This is a genomic window from Acinetobacter ihumii, from assembly GCF_900625095.1.
GTDB lineage: Bacteria > Pseudomonadota > Gammaproteobacteria > Pseudomonadales > Moraxellaceae > Acinetobacter > Acinetobacter ihumii.
In genome coordinates this window covers 2,639,785-2,657,828 of the sequence record NZ_LR130760.1, presented here as the reverse complement: position 1 = coordinate 2,657,828, position 18,044 = coordinate 2,639,785, and the positions used below count along the sequence as shown (strand labels likewise).

At 42.2% G+C, this 18,044-nt stretch carries 13 protein-coding genes; 7 read left to right on the top strand and 6 right to left on the bottom strand.

Annotated features, from left to right (window positions below; all coding sequences use genetic code 11):
- The first annotated feature begins 223 nt into the window (after positions 1-223).
- Both E0D95_RS12510 and ovoA read left to right on the top strand, forming a co-directional pair.
- The gene (locus tag E0D95_RS12510) at positions 224-1,114 is read left to right on the top strand and encodes a LysR family transcriptional regulator (RefSeq protein WP_130804113.1); all 891 of its coding nucleotides are present in this window, start codon (positions 224-226) and stop codon (positions 1,112-1,114) included.
- Between the two features lie 175 nt (positions 1,115-1,289).
- A complete protein-coding gene (gene ovoA / locus E0D95_RS12505) occupies positions 1,290-3,506 on the top strand; it encodes a 5-histidylcysteine sulfoxide synthase (protein WP_130804112.1) in 2,217 nt (738 codons plus the stop codon).
- 315 nt (positions 3,507-3,821) lie between these two features.
- Here the strand turns inward: ovoA and E0D95_RS12500 are convergent, their stop codons facing one another.
- Entirely contained in the window at positions 3,822-4,472 is a 651-nt protein-coding gene (locus E0D95_RS12500) for an HAD family hydrolase (protein WP_130804111.1), read from the bottom strand.
- A 183-nt stretch (positions 4,473-4,655) separates the two neighbouring features.
- Here E0D95_RS12500 and E0D95_RS12495 point away from each other — a divergent pair, with 183 nt between their 5' ends.
- Both E0D95_RS12495 and ptsP read left to right on the top strand, forming a co-directional pair.
- Positions 4,656-5,156: an RNA pyrophosphohydrolase gene (locus E0D95_RS12495; RefSeq protein ID WP_130804110.1), complete on the top strand. Its 501-nt coding sequence runs from the start codon at positions 4,656-4,658 to the stop codon at positions 5,154-5,156.
- 69 nt (positions 5,157-5,225) lie between these two features.
- Positions 5,226-7,517 (top strand): phosphoenolpyruvate--protein phosphotransferase, encoded by a 2,292-nt coding sequence (gene ptsP, locus E0D95_RS12490; RefSeq protein WP_130804109.1) that lies wholly within the window; start codon positions 5,226-5,228, stop codon positions 7,515-7,517.
- A 102-nt stretch (positions 7,518-7,619) separates the two neighbouring features.
- Here the strand turns inward: ptsP and E0D95_RS12485 are convergent, their stop codons facing one another.
- Positions 7,620-9,272: an acyl-CoA dehydrogenase family protein gene (locus E0D95_RS12485; RefSeq protein ID WP_130804108.1), complete on the bottom strand. Its 1,653-nt coding sequence runs from the start codon at positions 9,270-9,272 to the stop codon at positions 7,620-7,622.
- A 67-nt stretch (positions 9,273-9,339) separates the two neighbouring features.
- Between E0D95_RS12485 and E0D95_RS12480 the strand changes: the two genes are divergently transcribed.
- Together E0D95_RS12480 and E0D95_RS12475 are read left to right on the top strand one after the other, a co-directional pair.
- A complete protein-coding gene (locus tag E0D95_RS12480; RefSeq protein ID WP_431830749.1) occupies positions 9,340-9,951 on the top strand; it encodes a TetR/AcrR family transcriptional regulator in 612 nt (203 codons plus the stop codon).
- 317 nt (positions 9,952-10,268) lie between these two features.
- Positions 10,269-11,789 carry a catalase gene (locus E0D95_RS12475; RefSeq protein WP_130804107.1) on the top strand — a complete coding sequence of 507 codons (1,521 nt, stop codon included), beginning with the start codon at positions 10,269-10,271 and terminating at the stop codon, positions 11,787-11,789.
- A 103-nt stretch (positions 11,790-11,892) separates the two neighbouring features.
- Here E0D95_RS12475 and E0D95_RS12470 read toward each other — a convergent pair whose 3' ends face one another.
- From E0D95_RS12470 to E0D95_RS12460, 3 genes are all read right to left on the bottom strand, one after another.
- Positions 11,893-14,241: a membrane-bound PQQ-dependent dehydrogenase, glucose/quinate/shikimate family gene (locus tag E0D95_RS12470; RefSeq protein WP_130804106.1), complete on the bottom strand. Its 2,349-nt coding sequence runs from the start codon at positions 14,239-14,241 to the stop codon at positions 11,893-11,895.
- A gap of 120 nt (positions 14,242-14,361) precedes the next feature.
- Positions 14,362-15,417 carry an MBL fold metallo-hydrolase gene (locus tag E0D95_RS12465; RefSeq protein WP_130804105.1) on the bottom strand — a complete coding sequence of 352 codons (1,056 nt, stop codon included), beginning with the start codon at positions 15,415-15,417 and terminating at the stop codon, positions 14,362-14,364.
- A 98-nt stretch (positions 15,418-15,515) separates the two neighbouring features.
- Positions 15,516-16,460 carry a cation diffusion facilitator family transporter gene (locus E0D95_RS12460; protein ID WP_130804104.1) on the bottom strand — a complete coding sequence of 315 codons (945 nt, stop codon included), beginning with the start codon at positions 16,458-16,460 and terminating at the stop codon, positions 15,516-15,518.
- A 233-nt stretch (positions 16,461-16,693) separates the two neighbouring features.
- On the opposite strand from E0D95_RS12460, the gene E0D95_RS12455 reads away from it, so the two are divergent.
- The gene (locus E0D95_RS12455; RefSeq protein WP_130804103.1) at positions 16,694-17,377 is read left to right on the top strand and encodes a DUF1345 domain-containing protein; all 684 of its coding nucleotides are present in this window, start codon (positions 16,694-16,696) and stop codon (positions 17,375-17,377) included.
- 41 nt (positions 17,378-17,418) lie between these two features.
- Here E0D95_RS12455 and E0D95_RS12450 read toward each other — a convergent pair whose 3' ends face one another.
- Positions 17,419-18,024 (bottom strand): glutathione S-transferase family protein, encoded by a 606-nt coding sequence (locus E0D95_RS12450; protein ID WP_130804102.1) that lies wholly within the window; start codon positions 18,022-18,024, stop codon positions 17,419-17,421.
- Positions 18,025-18,044: the final 20 nt, after the last annotated feature.

The following is an 18,044-nucleotide window of genomic DNA, read 5'->3' as shown; positions in this document are numbered from 1 at the left end:
CTCTCCACCGTGCTTGCCATTGGACTGGGTAATGCTAATCTTATCCTGATTATAACGAATGTTTTTCATAAAACTAATTTATCATTTTTATAAATTAAAAAACTTTTTGGAATTATTTGGATTCTACTTTGACCATCGATCATTGCTATCAATAAACTTTGATTTATGCGCATTTTTTTTAAATAATAGTTTTGATATAAAAAACAGTTATGAGTAGCACAACATGAATCTTGCCGCCTTTGAAGCCTTTGTAAAAGTCATGGAAACAGGTTCAATTTCACTGGCTGCCGAACAGTTGTTTATTACTCAACCTGCCGTGACTAAACGCATTCATAGTCTGGAAGAATATTTTGGAGTCAAATTGTTTGAGTCGGCAGGACGTGGTGTACAACCAACGCATGCAGCACATTCACTCTTGCCGAAAGTCAAAAACTGGCTAAATGATTTAGGTGACATTCATTACACGCTTAGCCACGAACATGATCAGGTACAAGGTCGTCTCAAAATCGGTACCAGTCACCATATTGGTTTACATCACTTACCGCATTATTTAACACAATATGTGCAACAATTTCCCAATGTAAAACTGGACGTACATTTTGTCGATTCGGAACAGGCACATGAACAGGTTTTGGCAGGCGATCTGGAGTTGGCATTTTTAACACTTCCGCCGCAAGGCGATGAACGCTTAAGCTATATGAATGTCTGGACTGATCCATTGGTCTTTGTCACTGCGCCTTTTCATCCTTTGGCAAAACAAAACAATCTTTCTCTGGAAGATTTACTGAATTACCCAAGTTTATTACCCGCAGCTCAAACCTACACCAGTCAGATTACCCTCGCTGAGTTTGAAAAACATGGACTTAAACCCAAAATTAGCATGAGCAACAATCCACTTGAATCCATACGAATGTTAGTTTCAATTGGTTTAGGTTGGTCAGTTTTACCTAAAACTTTGGTCAATCAGGATTTATACCAATTGGACCTCAATATGGAATTGCATCGTCAACTCGGTATGGTCTGGCATCCATCACGTAGCCAATCCAAAGCAGCTCAGGCCTTGATCCATTTAATGCAGCATCATGTCCAGCATGAAGTGATGGATACTCTGTAACGCATGTTCACGGCAACTTACTGAATGATAAAAAACTGAATCAAAAATAGGAGTAAGTTGTTGTTTAAGCCATGACTTATTCCTATTCAAGAATAACAAATCAATATGACTGAAATATCGAAACATGGTGAGTCTATAAAAAACACATAACATCTCGCCACCATGGAGCGTAAGCATGCTGACCGAAACTTCAAAAATAGCCAATGAACTCAATCATGATGAAACAACCCCCGCTTGCCCGACAAAAACATCTGAAGTTTTAAGTCAAAATATGTCTGCAACCAACACTTGTCCAAAAATGCGACGGACTCCAAATTTACGTGAGCATGACAGTGCCCGCATGCGAGAAATTCTGCGCGATTATTTTTTAAATACTTTTGATACCTACGAAAGCTTATTTGAGTGTTTAGCCAATGAGGAAGCTTTTTATAAAAAACCCATTTCGCTGCGGCATCCTCTGATTTTTTATTATGGGCATACCGCAACTTTTTTTATCAATAAGCTGTTATTGACCCGAATGATTGAACAACGTGTTGACCAAAAAATGGAGTCGATGTTTGCAGTCGGTGTCGATGAAATGAGTTGGGATGATCTGGATGATACGCATTATGAATGGCCAACACCCCAACAAGTCAAAGCCTATCGGGATAAAGTCCGCACACTCATTCTGGACTTGATTGCACATGCACCACTGAGTATGCCCATAGACTGGAACAATCCTTGGTGGGCCATCATCATGGGGATTGAACATGAACGGATTCATCTGGAAACCTCTTCGGTTTTAATTCGTCAGCATGATCTGGCTTTTGTAAAATCGCATCCACTTTGGCAAGCCAATACCCAAAGCAGTCATCCACCTGAAAATACATTACTTGAAGTGCCTGCGGGAAAAGTCTTGCTCAATAAAAGCAAAGATGATCCGTATTATGGTTGGGACAATGAATACGGTCAGCATGAAGCAGATATTGCGGCATTTGAAGCCTCAAAATATCTGGTCAGCAATCAGGAATATTTGGCTTTTGTTGAAGCATACGGCTATCAAACCCCTGAATACTGGTTAGAAGAAGGTCAGGCTTGGCTCGAATTTAGTCAAGCCACGCATCCTACGTTCTGGATCAAGAACAAACAGGGTTGGTTTTTACGACTTATGACCGAAGAAGTGCCAATGTATTGGGACTGGCCTGTTGAAGTCAATTACCATGAAGCCAAAGCATTTTGTCTGTGGAAAAAAGCCACAACTGGCTTAAATGTTCGCCTACCAACCGAAGATGAATGGTATCGTTTGTATGATGTGGCAGGCTTAAAAGAATTGAGCGAAGCTGCTGCCGATGCTAATTTGCATCTAGATCATGCGGCATCTTCCGGTCCAATCAATCAATTTCAACATGGCGATTTTTTTGATGTGCGCGGCAATGTCTGGCAATGGACAGAGACCCCAACTTATCCATTTGACGGTTTTGATGTTCATCCCATTTATGATGATTTCACCACACCCACCTTTGATGGACGACATAACTTAATCAAAGGCGGCTCATGGATGTCCTGTGGGAATGAAACTTTACACGCTTCGCGCTATGCTTTTCGTCGTCATTTTTTTCAACATGCAGGATTTCGTTACGTGGTTTCAGAACAAAATGCCATACATCCAGACTCTCATTACGAGACAGACCAATTGCTCTCACAATATGCTGAATTTCACTATGGCGATGAATATTTTGCAGTGCCAAATTTTTCTAAAGCGCTGGTTGATTTAGCCATTCAGACCTTGGGCGATCGACCTAAAATCAAAGCACTGGATATTGGCTGTGCATTGGGTCGTGCCAGCTTTGAATTGGCACAGCATTTTGAACAGGTAACGGGTATCGATTTCTCTGCCCGTTTTATTCAACATGGCGTACAACTCGCAAAAGGAGAAACTTTACGTTATACCCTGACCACCGAAGGAGAATTGGTCGATTATAAATCCTGTTGTTTACGCGATTTAGCACTTGAAGCCACTCAAGACAAGGTTGACTTTTATCAAGGCGATGCCTGCAATCTCAAAAGTAATTTTACAGACTATGATTTTATCTTTGCCTCAAACCTAATCGATCGCTTATACAGCCCAAGTAAATTTTTAAAGCAGATTCATGAACGACTAAACATTGGTGGTGTTTTGATGCTGGCCTCGCCATATACATGGTTAGAAGAACATACACCACGTGCAGAATGGATTGGTGGCTTTAAAAAAGACGGCGAGAATTTCACCACACTGGATGGTTTACATGGATTGTTAGATCAACATTTTCGCTTGATCACTCCACCACAACATGTTGGCTTTGTGATTCGGGAAACTGCACATAAGTTCCAACATACTTTATCGGAAGTGACGTTTTGGGAGCGTATAGAGTGAGCAAAAAATAAATGGCTCAACCCGTAATCATGATCGTGACAGGCGACATGGATGTCGCCATGCTGGATTGCGGTTGCAGGGACGCACCGTCAATCCAGCAGAAGATTTTTGTTACTTTTCATCTTTGAAAAGTAAGGCACACAAAAAATAGATAACCTTTGCCCAAATCTAAAAATTGTAGGGCTCTTATGCTTGATCAAAATATAAATTAAATAGACTTCTTTCATCATTGTTTAAACCCTCTTTATTTTTCTCCCTTAAGGAGAAATAAAAGGAACTTATGAAAGAAGTCTAATCTCTATCCAGATTTAAAATTTAAAGCGACCAGTCCTGAATTTCCCAGCCCTTCTCTTGCGCCAATTTCTCTAAACGATCATCTGGATTCACTGCAATGGCATGCGTTGCATATTCAAGCAGGAAACGATCATTAATCGAATCCGAATATGCCCAAGACTCATCCACTGGACGACCCTCTAACCACTGATCCAAACGAAGCAATTTCCCTTGCTGATAACACGGCAATCCTGCCACCTTACCGGTATAAGCTCCTTCGACCACTTCAGCATTGGTCGCAATAATTTCAGTAATCCCAAACTCACGAAAAATGGGCGCGGTAATAAAATCACTGGTGGCGGTAATTCCCACAATCTCATGTCCCAGCTTTTTATGATGTTCAATGGCAGCAAAACCTTGTGGACGCATTTGTGGGCGAATCACCTTTTGCATGAACAACTGATGCAGTTCAGTTAAATAAGCATTGTCATGTTGCGTCAAAAACTGAAAAACAAACTCATTATAGGCAATCGGATCAAGCTGACCTGCTTTATAGTCTTCATAAAATTGATCATTCATCTGGCGATGATGTACGGGATCGACCAAACCTTCATTGACCAAAAATTCGCCCCAAGAATGGTCAGAATCTGTATTGAGTAAGGTGTGATCAAGATCAAACAAAGCCAATTTCATGAAAATACTCGTTAAAACTGAAATTTAAGAAAAAAAATGTAAATCTATCTCCGCTAGTCGATAGAAATTCGTTAAGATCATAGCAATTTTAATGCATTTTACTTTGATCTTTTCGAGCTGGGCTTCAAGAGTGACCGCCCCCGATTTCAAAGTCAACGATATTGATAAAATTTAGGTAGCCAAATGATCGACTCTGAAGGTTTCCGACCCAACGTCGGGATCATTTTGGCAAATGATAACGGACAGGTTTTATGGGCAAAACGCATTGGTCACAATGCTTGGCAATTTCCACAAGGAGGAATCCAGTTTGGAGAAACCCCTGAACAGGCACTTTACCGTGAGCTGAGAGAAGAAGTCGGCCTCTTGCCCGAACATGTCCAAATTATTGCGCAAACCAAAGGTTGGCTGCGTTATCGTTTGCCACATCGATACATTCGACCGGACTCAGATCCTGTCTGTATCGGACAAAAACAAAAATGGTTTTTATTGAAACTGACCGCGCCAGTCGGTCATATTCAGTTAAACCTGTCTGACCCTGCCGAGTTTGATGAGTGGCAATGGGTCAGCTATTGGTATCCACTGGGTCAGGTGGTGAACTTCAAACGTGATGTTTACCGTCGAGCCATGATGGAGTTGTGCATGCTTTTGCCACAACCACAATCAGTTGAAAAATCACATCTTTAGCGAGTGATTTTTTGCCTGAGTGCTGATATAACATCACTAGGCGCGATTCATTTTTTGGAGCATACATTCATGTCAAACATGCAACTCGATACCCTTAGACGGATTGTTCAAGAGATCAATGCGTCGGTGAGTTTGCATGATTCACTGGATATTATGGTTAATCAGGTCGCTGAAGCCATGAAAGTGGATGTGTGTTCCATTTATTTACTGGATGAACGTAATCAGCGTTACCTGCTTATGGCATCGAAAGGTTTAAATCCTGACTCGGTGGGCAATGTTTCACTGCATGTGGGTGAAGGTCTGGTCGGGCTAGTCGGACAACGCGAAGAGATTGTTAACCTTGAAAATGCCTCCAAACATGAACGCTTTGCCTACTTGCCTGAAACGGGTGAAGAAATTTATCACTCTTTTTTAGGTGTGCCTGTCATGTATCGCCGTAAGGTGATGGGTGTATTGGTGGTTCAAAATAAAGAACCTCAGGATTTTAGTGAAGCTGCTGAGTCATTCCTCGTCACCTTGTGTGCACAGCTTTCAGGTGTGATTGCACATGCGCATGCGGTGGGAAATATTGATGTCTTTCGTAAGCCGACTTCGGGTGCTGCCTACAAAACCTTTCAGGGGGTTTCTGGCGCAGGCGGTATTGCTTTAGGTCGTGCCATTGTCCTGTATCCACCGGCCGACTTGGCTGCCATTCCTGACCGTGAAGCCGAAGATATCAGTGATGAATTAAGTCTGCTCGATCAAGCGATTGTTTCAGTACGAACTGAAATTCAGTCGCTGGATGAAAAAATGCAAGACTCACTCATGTCAGAAGAACGCGCCTTATTTAGCGTGTTTTTACGCATGCTGGATGAAAATGCCTTGCCCGCTGAAATTAAAGAGCTGATTCGCGCAGGCAATTGGGCACAGGGTGCCGTGCGTCGTGTCATTGATAAACATATTAGCTTGTTCGCCCAAATGGAAGATGACTATTTGCGCGAACGTGTTTCAGATTTAAAAGATCTGGGACGACGGATTTTAGCCTCTTTGCAGGAGGCTGATTCCAGTCATCGTGAGATTAGTCCAGACAGCATTATTATTGGCGAAGAAATCAGTACAGCGGCGTTGGTGGAACTGCCTGTTGATAATATTGCAGCCATTGTCACCACTGAAGGCGCAGCCAATTCACATATGGTGATTGTGGCACGTGCATTGGGCATTCCAACCGTGGTTGGGGTCACTGAACTGCCAATTAACACGCTTGATGATGCTGAAATGATTGTCGATGCTTATCAAGGTCGTGTCTTTATTAATCCACCACGACGCATGCGTCAGCGTTATAAAGAGATTCAAAAAGAAGAAGAGCAAATTGCCAAAGATTTAAAACAGTATGAAACCCGTGATGCCATTACCCCTGATGGCGTTGCAGTCCGTTTATATGTCAATACTGGCCTTATGATTGATGTGGTACGTGGCGTACAACGTGGTGCCAAAGGTGTTGGTTTATATCGCAGTGAAATTCCATTTATGTTGCGTGACCGCTTCCCGGGCGAAGAAGAACAACGTGCCATGTATCGCCAACAACTCAGTCATTTTGCGAATAAGCCTGTGACTATGCGCACACTAGATATCGGTGCGGATAAAGACTTGCCGTATTTTAGTATCGAGGAAGAAAACTCAGCATTGGGCTGGCGTGGCTTACGATTTACGCTGGATCATCCAGAGATTTTCTCGACGCAAGTACGCGCGATGCTTAAAGCCAGCATTGGGTTAAATAATTTGCATATTTTATTGCCAATGGTGACCAGCGTCAGTGAGGTTGAAGAAGTTCTGTATTTACTGGAACGTGACTGGATTGCGGTGCAGGAAGAAGAACAGGTCAAAATCACTAAACCTAAAATTGGGATCATGGTGGAAGTGCCAAGTGTACTTTTACAAATCGATGAATTTTCAGAGCTGGTGGACTTTTTCTCAGTGGGCTCCAACGATCTGATTCAATACCTACTAGCAGTTGATCGTAATAACCCACGTGTTTCCAGCGTCTATTCACATTTTCATCCATCGGTATTGCGCGCCCTGCAACGTCTGGTCAAAGAATGCCATAAATATGAAAAACCAGTGAGTATCTGCGGTGAAATGGCGGGTGATCCACTGTCTGCTATTTTACTCATGGCAATGGGCTTTAATACGCTTTCGATGAGTTCCAGTAATATTTTGCGTGTCCGTAAAGCGATTTGTCATGTTCCGATGACAGATGCTGAGCGACTGTTGAATGAAGTGGTTAAAATGAATAATCCGCTCATGGTCAAAAGCTGGATAGAGTATTATTTTAAAAATCATGGACTCGGCGATATGGTGAAATCCAATCGTTTATCGGTCTAATTTACTTTCAGATCAGATACGACAGCAAAGAATGAGGGTGCATTGATTGCACCCTGACTATTTTAATCTTGAAATCAAATTTAAGCGTGAAATCAAAATCCTCTATGTAGGAAAACTTCGTTCTAAAATACGTTGTATAACACTGGTCTCTGGCATTGAAATTAATCCTGTGACACGTCCATGAAATTGACTGTAACGTGATTGAATAAAGGCATCAGCAACGTCATCAGGTGCATAACGCTTTAATAGCACCGCCTGAGCTAAAATTACCAAACGACTGACAAAATTACGTGCCATAAATTGCAGTTGTTCTGGTGACTGTTTTAAATCGTCCATTAATTCATGGATTTCGTTCTGGAGCTTTTGTTCCTGCGAAGTCACTTCATAAAAAGATTCCAATAAAACTTGAATCGATTCTGGATGACGTTGAATTGCTCGTAATACATCCAGACACATGACATTGCCCGAACCTTCCCAAATCGAATTAACAGGGGCTTCCTTAAACAAGCGTGCCATGATTCCTGTTTCGACATAACCATTACCGCCAAAGACTTCCATTGCCTCCCCCGTCAGTTCCACGGCGCGTTTACAGATCCAGAATTTCGCCGCTGGCGTCATGATACGTGTCCATGCCTGTGACAACACATCTTGTTGTTGATAACACGCCGCCAAATGCATGCTGAGTTGGACAGCAGCTTCACTTTCTAGTGCCAGATCGGTTAAAACAGCTTGCATTAAAGGCTGATCTGCCAATACCTTGCCAAATGCTTTGCGTTGACGCGTATAAGCAATACATTGCACCAACGCCTGTCGTACAATAGCTGAACTACCGACTACGCAGGTTAAGCGCGTATAGGCCGCCATTTCTATGATGGTCGGAATACCGCGCCCTGCTTCGCCGATCATCACCCCCCACGCATCATGAAATTCAACTTCACTACTTGAATTACTGCGGTTGCCGACTTTGTCTTTTAGACGCTGAATGTTGACTGTATTTTTTGTGCCATCTTCTAGCCAGCGCGGCACGTAGAAACAGCCCAATCCATCTTCAGACGTTTGTGCCACAACCAGATGCGCATCCGACATCGGCGCGGAAAAAAACCATTTATGTCCATTGAGTAAATATTCCTGTCCTCGACCCGATTGTGCGATCGGCCTTGCCAAGGTTTGATTGGCACGCACATCTGAACCGCCTTGTTTCTCGGTCATGCCCATTCCAATCCAGATCGATGATTTTTCGGAAATGGGCACATCGCACTCATCATAATTTGTCGATAGCAACTTTTCGCCTAACTGTTGCCATAATGCGGGTTCGCGTTGTAATAAGGGAATACTGCCTAGAGTCATGGCATTGGGACATAAATTCCCACATTCCACCTGTCCACTGAGATAAAATCGTGCTGCCCAATCCACCCAGTTTGTTTTAGATTGCGTCGCAATAAATGGATGTGAATGTACGCCATATTCTCGATTCAGTTTCATCCATGCATGCCATGCAGGATGAAATTCCAGATCATTGATGCGACGACCACGTGCATCAAAGGCGTGTAACTCTGGTGTATGTCGATTGGCTTGATCAGCCAAGTGATAAGCCTGAGTGCTTCCTACTTTTTCACCAAAATCTGCAAGCAATGTGTGATCCTGACTACCATAACGCATCAGGATTTCTTGTAAAACAGGATCGGTTCGATATAAATTATAGTTGCTTAGCTCATCAAATTGGTTTTCGATCTGATGCGTCATCCATGCATTCATGTTTTGCTCCTGCTCTTTTTATAACAGTATAGAAACAAACCTGCCCTGAGGTGTTCGGATTTTATAAATGAAAATAACCCGTATTAACGTGCGTCGAAAGCCCCAGCAATCAAGAGCCAAATTTACTCAGGATGCCTTGATGGATAGCTTTGTTCAGCTTTTACTGGAAAAAGAAGCAGCACAAATTACGATTCGGGAAATTACCGATCTGGCCGGTGTAGGTTTAGGCACCTTTTATGAATATTTTAGTCAAAAGGAAGACTTACTCGCGCTGACCATTCACCACTATGTGCAGCGTAATGCGCTTGCATTACAGCATTCGTGTGAAACTGCTCTTAAACAAAATATTCCTCTAAAAACCTATATTCATAGCCTGATCCATGTGCAAATTGAAGCTATTGCGGAGCAAAGTCATCTCTGGCAAAAATTGTTTTTATTGGAGCGACACATTTCAAATATCGACATGTATCAAAAGCATTATTTACAACATGTACACGCATGGTGTTTTGCACTCAAACAACATCCCCGTCATACTGAAATAAATATTGAATGGCTTGCGCTCAATATTCATCGGATTAGCTATGGTTTTATTTCTCAATCACTGATGGTTAATCTTGAGATTCCTGACTGGAAAAAATTGGAGCAAGATATTCAAATTGCGCTTTCTGGATGCATATAAACGCATTGACAATAATCGTTTTTATCTCTTGTTAAAATAAGTTTAATCGCTTTTACATTATAACAAATCCTGCGTATCTTAAATGGATCATCCCAAACGTTGATGTCAGTCGTTCAACCTATTTGAGTTCAATTCATGGTAGTGCAATACAGGCATTATAGCTTGAAAGAGATGGCCTCTCGGCATGACGGATTCGACTATTTTTTACAAAACATCAAATGTTAATTAGGGCGAACAATGCTAGTTATATAGTATTGCTATACCTATGACATTATTACAATTTTTTATCATTTACCGCAGTTCAATGGAGAATTAAAATGAGTGACGATAAGCTAAAGTGTCCAGTCACCCACCTTACGACTGATGCAGGTGCGCCTGTAGTAGATAATCAGAACAGTATGACGGCAGGTGCTCGTGGTCCCCTTCTTGCTCAAGACCTATGGCTCAATGAAAAACTAGCCAATTTCGCCCGTGAAGTCATTCCAGAACGCCGTATGCATGCCAAAGGCTCTGGTGCGTTTGGTACATTTACCGTAACCCACGATATTACCCAATATACCCGCGCTAAAATTTTTAGTGAAATTGGTAAAAAAACTGAAATGTTCGCTCGCTTTTCAACCGTCGCTGGTGAACGCGGTGCAGCCGATGCAGAACGTGATATTCGCGGTTTTGCCCTAAAATTTTATACCGAAGAAGGCAATTGGGACATGGTGGGCAATAATACACCTGTCTTCTTCTTCCGTGATCCACGCCAGTTTCCAGATTTGAACAAAGCGGTTAAACGCGACCCAAAAACCAATTTACGTAGCCCGACCTATAACTGGGATTTCTGGACCTTGCTTCCAGAAGCGTTTCATCAAGTGACCATTGTGATGTCTGATCGTGGTATTCCAGATGGTTATCGTCATATGCATGGTTTTGGTAGCCATACTTATAGCTTTATCAATGCCAATAACGAACGTTTTTGGGTGAAATTCCATTTCCGCACTCAACAAGGCATTAAAAACCTGACCGACGCTGAAGCTGAAGAACTGGTGGGTAAAGACCGAGAAAGCAGTCAACGCGATCTATTTGATGCAATTGATCGAGGCGATTTTCCTAAGTGGACATTATTCGTTCAAATTATGCCGGAAACAGATGCAGAAAAAGTTCCGTATCATCCATTTGACCTGACCAAAGTCTGGCCGCATGGTGATTATCCACTGATTGAGGTGGGTGAATTTGAACTAAATCGTAATCCTGAAAATTATTTTCAGGATGTCGAACAAGCGACGTTTGCACCGAGTAATCTTGTACCCGGTATTAGCTATTCACCTGACCGCATGTTACAAGCCCGTTTAGTGAATTATGCCGATGCGCATCGTTATCGTGTCGGGGTTAATCATATACAGGTTCCAGTGAATGCCCCACGCTGCCCAGTTCACAGTAACCGTCGTGATGGTCAGGGTCGCATGGATGGTAACTATGGTGGTCTACCTCACTATGAACCGAATAGTTTTCATCAGTGGCAAGAGCAACCTCAATACCGCGAACCCCCATTAAAAATTAATGGTGATGCAGACTTCTGGGATTATCGTCAAGATGATAGCGATTATTTCAGTCAACCACGTGCCTTGTTCAACTTAATGAGCCCTGAACAACAACAAGCATTGTTTGATAATACTGCACGTAATATTGGTGACGCTTTGGAATTCATCCAGTATCGCCATATTCGTAACTGCTATATGTGCGATCCAGCCTATGGTGAAGGTGTCGCGAAAGCATTAGGTAAAACCGTGGCGGATGCACAAGCGGCTCGTGCAACCGATCCAGCACAAGGCAATCCGGGACTCTTGTAAAAAACCTTGTTCTAAGTGATCAAGCAACCTGATCATTCAAATGATCAGGTTGCTGTTAAAAAACGGCCAGTGCAATGCACTGGCTGTTTTTATTTTGCTTGAATTACTGTTTTAGGGCAAAAGCCATCACATAGTCACCCACTTCAGTGGAATGTGCTGCACCACCGACAGAGACCACGATATATTGTTTACCTGTTTGAGGTGATACATAGGTCATTGGAGTAGCACTAGAACCGACGGGTAAACGGTAGTTCCAGATTTCTTGACCTGTCGCTGCATCATAGGCACGCAAATAATAGTCCTGACTTCCTGCAAAGAACAATACGCCACCTGCGGTTAAAGAAGTACCTGCATAAGTTGGCATGCCCATCGCTAAAGGAATATGTGACTTAATTCCCCAAGGCCCCAAGTCTTTGGTAGTGCCTACAGGCACTTGCCATAGCACTTTTTTCTGTTTCATATCAATTGCACTAATCGTTCCAAATGGCGGTTCGGTACATGGGGTTTCTAGTGCCGATGTCCACATCATGGTCACCATTCCATACGGCGTACCCGTTTGTGGTGAAGGTCCATGTCCTGTGCCATCAGAAGGATATTTTTTATTGACCTTGGCAAACTCATCCCGTTTAACCAGCCAGAAAACTGAAGGAATACGAATATCATTCATATACGCGATCTGGTTTTTCGCATCATAAGCGACACTGCCCCAGTTCATCCCACCCAGATTTCCCGGTTGCTCCAGCGTTTTGTTAAAGCCCACAGGAGTAAAGTCACCTTCATAGCTCATCTTTTTAAACTGAATCCGACACGCCAGTTGATCAAATAAGGTCACCCCCCAAATTTTCTTTTCGTCTAAACGATCAGCACCAATGGTTGGCATACCGACTGAATAAGGTTGAGTCGGTGAAAGTGGTTTTTCATCTGGAATCGGACTTTTTGCAGGGACAGGTTTTTCCACCACATCTGCAATTGGTACCCCTGTTTCACGATTAAGCAAGAAAATTTGTCCACGTTTAGTGGTTTGCATTACAGCGGGTACGATCTGTCCGTTTTGATCAGGTACATCCATTAAAGCGGGTTGTGAAGGTAAGTCATAATCCCACAAATCATAATGTGTGGTTTGAAAATGCCATTTTTCTTTACCTGAATTGACATCCAGTGCCACCAAAGATGAATTATATTGATTGGAAAACTCAGGACGATCTGCACCAAAATAATCAGGTGTATTATTCCCCAATGGCACATAGACCAAACCCAGTTTGTCATCATAACTTAAAGTCGTCCATGAGTTTGGAGTACCGCGCGTATAGGTTTGACCTTCAGGTGGTAATTGATCAATCGCAGGATTACCCAAATCCCATGCCCACTTTAATGCGCCAGTACTTGCATCAAAACCACGAATCACACCAGATGGTTCACCAACTTCCTGATTATCCACGACCCAACCACCGATTACGATGGTATCTTTGGCAACCAAAGGTGCCGAAGTCTGAAAATAAAAACCGGGTTTCACCTCTCCCATGCCTGTTTTTAAATCGACATAGCCTTGAGTGCCGAAGTCCTGACAAGGCAGCCCAGTTTTGGCATCCAATTCCAGTAAACGTGCATCATTGGTGGTCTGAACAATCCGCTGCTGGCATTGTGCAGCATTGCTTTGCTGAGTCAGTGTAACTTGTCCAATTGGACGTTCCTGTGTTGCTTTACGAGCATCGAAGTATCCTAGTCCGCGACAACGCTGCCAAATAGGAGAGCGTCCATTGGCATCAAATTTCCAGACCGATTTACCTGTATCTACATCCAATGCCGCAATCACGCCATTTCTGGAACAGGTATAGAGTAAGTTATCAATTTGTAGTGGCGTATTCTGATCAATCCCCGGTCCTTGATCGCCTGTTCGATAGGTCCACGCGACTTCAAGATTTTTGACATTATCACGATTGATTAAAGTAAAGGGCGCAAAACGTGTCCCTGCATTGTCTCGTCCATATGCAGTCCAATTTTCTGGCATTCCAAAAGGAGAATGCGCCTGATAAGACTCGCCTTTGGCATATTGCGCATCATGTGGGAAAAATGCCGCGATTGCCATCCCGATAAAGATCACCAATGCGCTTAAACTAAAGCCGAGTGTTTTCGCGTTGTAATGCTCTTTTCGTAGTGCATACAGTGTAACGAAAGCTAAACCCAACGGAACCATGATTCTCGCGAGCATAGGCCAATACGCAAAACCGCGCTCATACACCGCCCAAATAAAGGTTAAGGCTAAAGCAACAAGAGTTAAATAAAAACCCAGTGCCTTATTTTTATAGAGCAAGAAACTACTGAGCAGGTAAATCAGACCTAAAAGCACATAATAGAATGAACCACCTGCACTGATAAGCATCATCCCTCCAATCAGGAGGAATACACTCGTCAACAATGTAATTAAAAGAATGATGAACCTGATTATTTTCATGAAAAAAGTGACCTCTTTTTTTTGATCTTTTTATTTTTTATAACACATGTTTTGCGTTACAGCGTTGTCACTTTGTGCAATATTGGTTGACTTTTCAAACGAATCAAAGTGCTTAAATACTCAGACGGTCAGTTTATGTCCCTCTTTGATACAATAAAAAGGATTCACAAATTTAGACGATGTTTTGAGTAAATGACTCAATTCATGCTCTGGCTCATCACGTGCTTCATCGGTCAGTTGGAAGGTTCGATAATGAATCGCCATGGAACGTTGTGCCTGTAAATCCAGATGTGCATGCAGCGCATCCTGCGGATTCATATGCACATATTGCATTAACTCGCGTGGCTCATAAGCACCGATGGGCAATAATGCAATTCTGGCCTCACCAAAACGCTCGTGAATCTCTTTAAAATGAGGCGAATAGCCAGTATCGCCAGCAAAGAAACAATGGTCTTGCTTGCTTAAAAGAGAGAAGCCACCCCATAATGCTTTATTCTGATCGCGTAAACCCCGCCCAGAGCCATGTTGTGCTGGCGTATAGGCAATGGTGATTTCATCATGAAAGGGAATCATCTGCCACCAATCCATTTCAATCACATGAAAATCTTTAGGCAAATAATAGCCATTGCCTAAGCCGGTATAAATGGGCATGGCAAATTTTTGATGTAACCACTTTAAGCTTGCAATATCCATGTGGTCATAATGATTATGACTCAGTAAAACTGCATGAATGGTCGGTAATTGTTCTAAAGCAATTCCAGCTGGACACACCCGACGTGGACCACGTCCCTGTTGTGGACTCGCATATTCACACCAGACGGGATCGGTCAAAAAGTTAAATGGTCCAATTTGAATGAGAACCGTCGCATGACCAACAAACCAGACTTGCCAATCATCCATATCGGCATCAGGTCGATTTTTTGGCAAAGCAATCGGGGTATTGATGCGCTGTTGGTACTCTTGTTGAATATTGACCTGCCACGTAAAAGACTCACGTGTGGCTAACCAGCGCAATAATTCTTTTGACCCTCTTGCACCTGAGCGTTTAATCTGGTTTTGAAAGCGTGTGGTGCTGGCATGTTCTGAATCGGCATAACGAAATGGCGGTTTACTCCATGTATGTGTCCAGCAGGATTGAGTCGGCAATTGATAGGTTAATGTCGGCTTCTCTTTCATAGGGTAATTTTCATCATACAATTCAGTGATGCAGCAGTCATTTTAAGGTCGGGCATTGTTCATCTTAACGATAAAATCAAATTATGCTACTGCTCAATTTATTTGTCTTGTAACCGACCTTTCATTCGCTCAAGCCAAACTTGTTGAGATTGTGGTTTAATAAATAACGCCACAATTTCAGGGTGAATTTGCCGCGCTTGTTTTTCAATTCGATTAACACAGATCTCAATATCATCTGAGGTTAGATTATCTTTAAATTCAAGGCTAAGAGAAGCAATTACCTGATGTGCACCAATTTGTTCTGTCAGTACCCCATTCGCAGAAGATACTGCGATATCACGTTGAGCAATCATCAGTAAATTTTCACGTAATTCAGGATTCGCAGTTTCTCCCATGAGTAACCCTTTGGTCTCTCTCGCCAGTAAAAACGCAGACACTGCCAAAACCACACCAATCAAAATAGATGCAACACCATCCAATACGGGCATATCGAAATAATGGGCGGCGGTAATTCCAATTAAAGCAATAAATAGACCAATCAGGGCTGCGGAATCTTCAAATAAAACGGTAAAGGTTGTCGGATCTTTACTGCGTCTAAAAGCCTCCATATACCCCATGTTTCCCTTTTCCTTGCGAAATCCCTTGAGGGCAACTCGCCACGAAATGCCTTCACACACAATCGCAATACCCAATACAATATAGTTAATAAAAGGTGAAGCCATCTCCTCGGGTTGACGTATATGTGCAATACCTTGATAAATAGACACAATAGACCCAAGTGCAAAAACCAGTAAAGCCACAATAAAAGCCCAGAAATAAAGCTCCCGACCATAGCCAAAAGGGTGACGAAAATTAGCGGGCTTTTGTGACTGCTTCATGCCATGCAACAATAAAACTTCATTGAGCGTATCTACCACCGAATGTACTGCTTCACTGAGCATGGCGGAACTGTTGGTGATATACGCCGCCACAAATTTAACCAAGGCAATGACCAGATTTCCAATTAAAGCCGCATAGACCACAATTTTGCTTGACTCGGCCATACCCTCACCTTTTTATTTTTCATTGGTTTTTTATAGCCTTAGTTGAGTTCTTTCCAAAGATATTTCCTGTTGTAATTTGTTGACCATCCTCACAGTCATACATAACGCCCTTCGTTATTTTCATTTGCTCAGTTTTATACTGATTCAACATGCTGCTTTACATCTTGAATCTAACAGTTTTCTTACATTCGATTTATGCTACAGCCAGTTATTCACCATTTTGAGCATCGCTCATGATCAAAATACTAAAAATCTTCAAGCATCTGAAAACAACTATTTACACCCGACCTCACTTTTTTAGTGCCTTACTAATCGGAATTTTAATCAGTCTATTACTTAATGTTTTTAGTTCTTGGCAATGGTCAACGATTATTTTAATCAGTTGGAATATTGCAGTCGGGCTGTATCTGATTTCAGTAGCTCATTTGATGTGGCATGCTGATCATACTGCGATGCAGCAACAGGCTCAAAAACAAGATGAAAGTAAATGGGTGATTATGCTGCTGGTTTTACTCGCTCTAGCCATGTGTTTAATTGCGATTGTCATGCAACTGTCCTCCATTACTAAAAATAGTCCATTTAAATATGGTCATTTGGCATTAACCCTTCTAACCGTTATTTCTGCGTGGTTATTTATGCATACTGCCTTTGCCTTACATTATGCGCACGACTTTTATATTGCGCGTAGCAAAGGTAGAGAAGCGGGTCTGGATTTCCCTAAAACGCCAGAACCGATGTATCCAGATTTCGTCTACTTTAGTTATATTATTGGTACATCTGCACAAACAGCCGATGTTTCGGTCACTTCAAAAGCGATGCGAATGTTTAATTTGTTTCATGTGGTATTGGCCTATGGCTTCAATACCACAATTTTAGCGATTTGCATCAATATCGCGGCAACTTTTATATCAAACTAAAGTTATATCAAACTAAAGTGCCATGCATGACTGAATGAATACTAACTCGCCAACATCGGCATGCCCAGTTTTAGGCTTTCTCTCTGGCGCAGGGTGTTGAGATACCGTTCAAGTATAGGATGTGGCTGGATTTCACCCATTTTATCCTGCCACAATAGCATTGCACCGACACAAATATCTGCGGCAGTAAATTGCCCACCGCACAAATAGGGTTCTGCCTCGCTTAAACCTTGAATTAATGCGGTATAAGCGTCATCATAACTTCCATAACCCACAAACATTTTCTGCTCATCTGCTACTTTTAAGCCCAGATTTTTATCTACACATGCAGCTTCCCACGGTCCAGCCATCATAAATAACCAGCGATAGTACAAGCCACGTTTAGGATCATTTATTGAAGGAGCAAGTCCTTTTTCAGCATATTTATCTGCTAAATAAGTACAAATTGCGCCAAGCTCATAAATCACAGTTTTTTCATCTACCAATACAGGTACTTTGCCAAAAGGATTCAAATGTAAAAATTCTGGGGCTTTCATTTCTGTGTAATATGCAACTTCGATTCTCTCATAATCGATATTCAGTTCCTGAAATAACCATTCCACCACAATCCCACGTGATTCTTTGTTGGTATAAAGTTTTAAACTCATTTTTATGACTCCTTTAAATT

What these genes read in the sequence shown, in the direction of transcription:
- E0D95_RS12495 (WP_130804110.1), top strand. Translation starts at nt 4,656, where the DNA reads ATGATCGACTCTGAAGGTTTCCGACCCAACGTCGGGATCATTTTGGCA.
- E0D95_RS12455 (WP_130804103.1), top strand. Translation starts at nt 16,694, where the DNA reads ATGATCAAAATACTAAAAATCTTCAAGCATCTGAAAACAACTATTTAC.
- E0D95_RS12465 (WP_130804105.1), bottom strand. Translation starts at nt 15,417, where the DNA reads ATGAAAGAGAAGCCGACATTAACCTATCAATTGCCGACTCAATCCTGC.
- ptsP (WP_130804109.1), top strand. Translation starts at nt 5,226, where the DNA reads ATGTCAAACATGCAACTCGATACCCTTAGACGGATTGTTCAAGAGATC.
- E0D95_RS12485 (WP_130804108.1), bottom strand. Translation starts at nt 9,272, where the DNA reads ATGAATGCATGGATGACGCATCAGATCGAAAACCAATTTGATGAGCTA.
- E0D95_RS12510 (WP_130804113.1), top strand. Translation starts at nt 224, where the DNA reads ATGAATCTTGCCGCCTTTGAAGCCTTTGTAAAAGTCATGGAAACAGGT.
- E0D95_RS12470 (WP_130804106.1), bottom strand. Translation starts at nt 14,241, where the DNA reads ATGAAAATAATCAGGTTCATCATTCTTTTAATTACATTGTTGACGAGT.
- E0D95_RS12450 (WP_130804102.1), bottom strand. Translation starts at nt 18,024, where the DNA reads ATGAGTTTAAAACTTTATACCAACAAAGAATCACGTGGGATTGTGGTG.
- E0D95_RS12475 (WP_130804107.1), top strand. Translation starts at nt 10,269, where the DNA reads ATGAGTGACGATAAGCTAAAGTGTCCAGTCACCCACCTTACGACTGAT.
- E0D95_RS12460 (WP_130804104.1), bottom strand. Translation starts at nt 16,460, where the DNA reads ATGGCCGAGTCAAGCAAAATTGTGGTCTATGCGGCTTTAATTGGAAAT.
- E0D95_RS12500 (WP_130804111.1), bottom strand. Translation starts at nt 4,472, where the DNA reads ATGAAATTGGCTTTGTTTGATCTTGATCACACCTTACTCAATACAGAT.
- E0D95_RS12480 (WP_431830749.1), top strand. Translation starts at nt 9,340, where the DNA reads ATGAAAATAACCCGTATTAACGTGCGTCGAAAGCCCCAGCAATCAAGA.
- ovoA (WP_130804112.1), top strand. Translation starts at nt 1,290, where the DNA reads ATGCTGACCGAAACTTCAAAAATAGCCAATGAACTCAATCATGATGAA.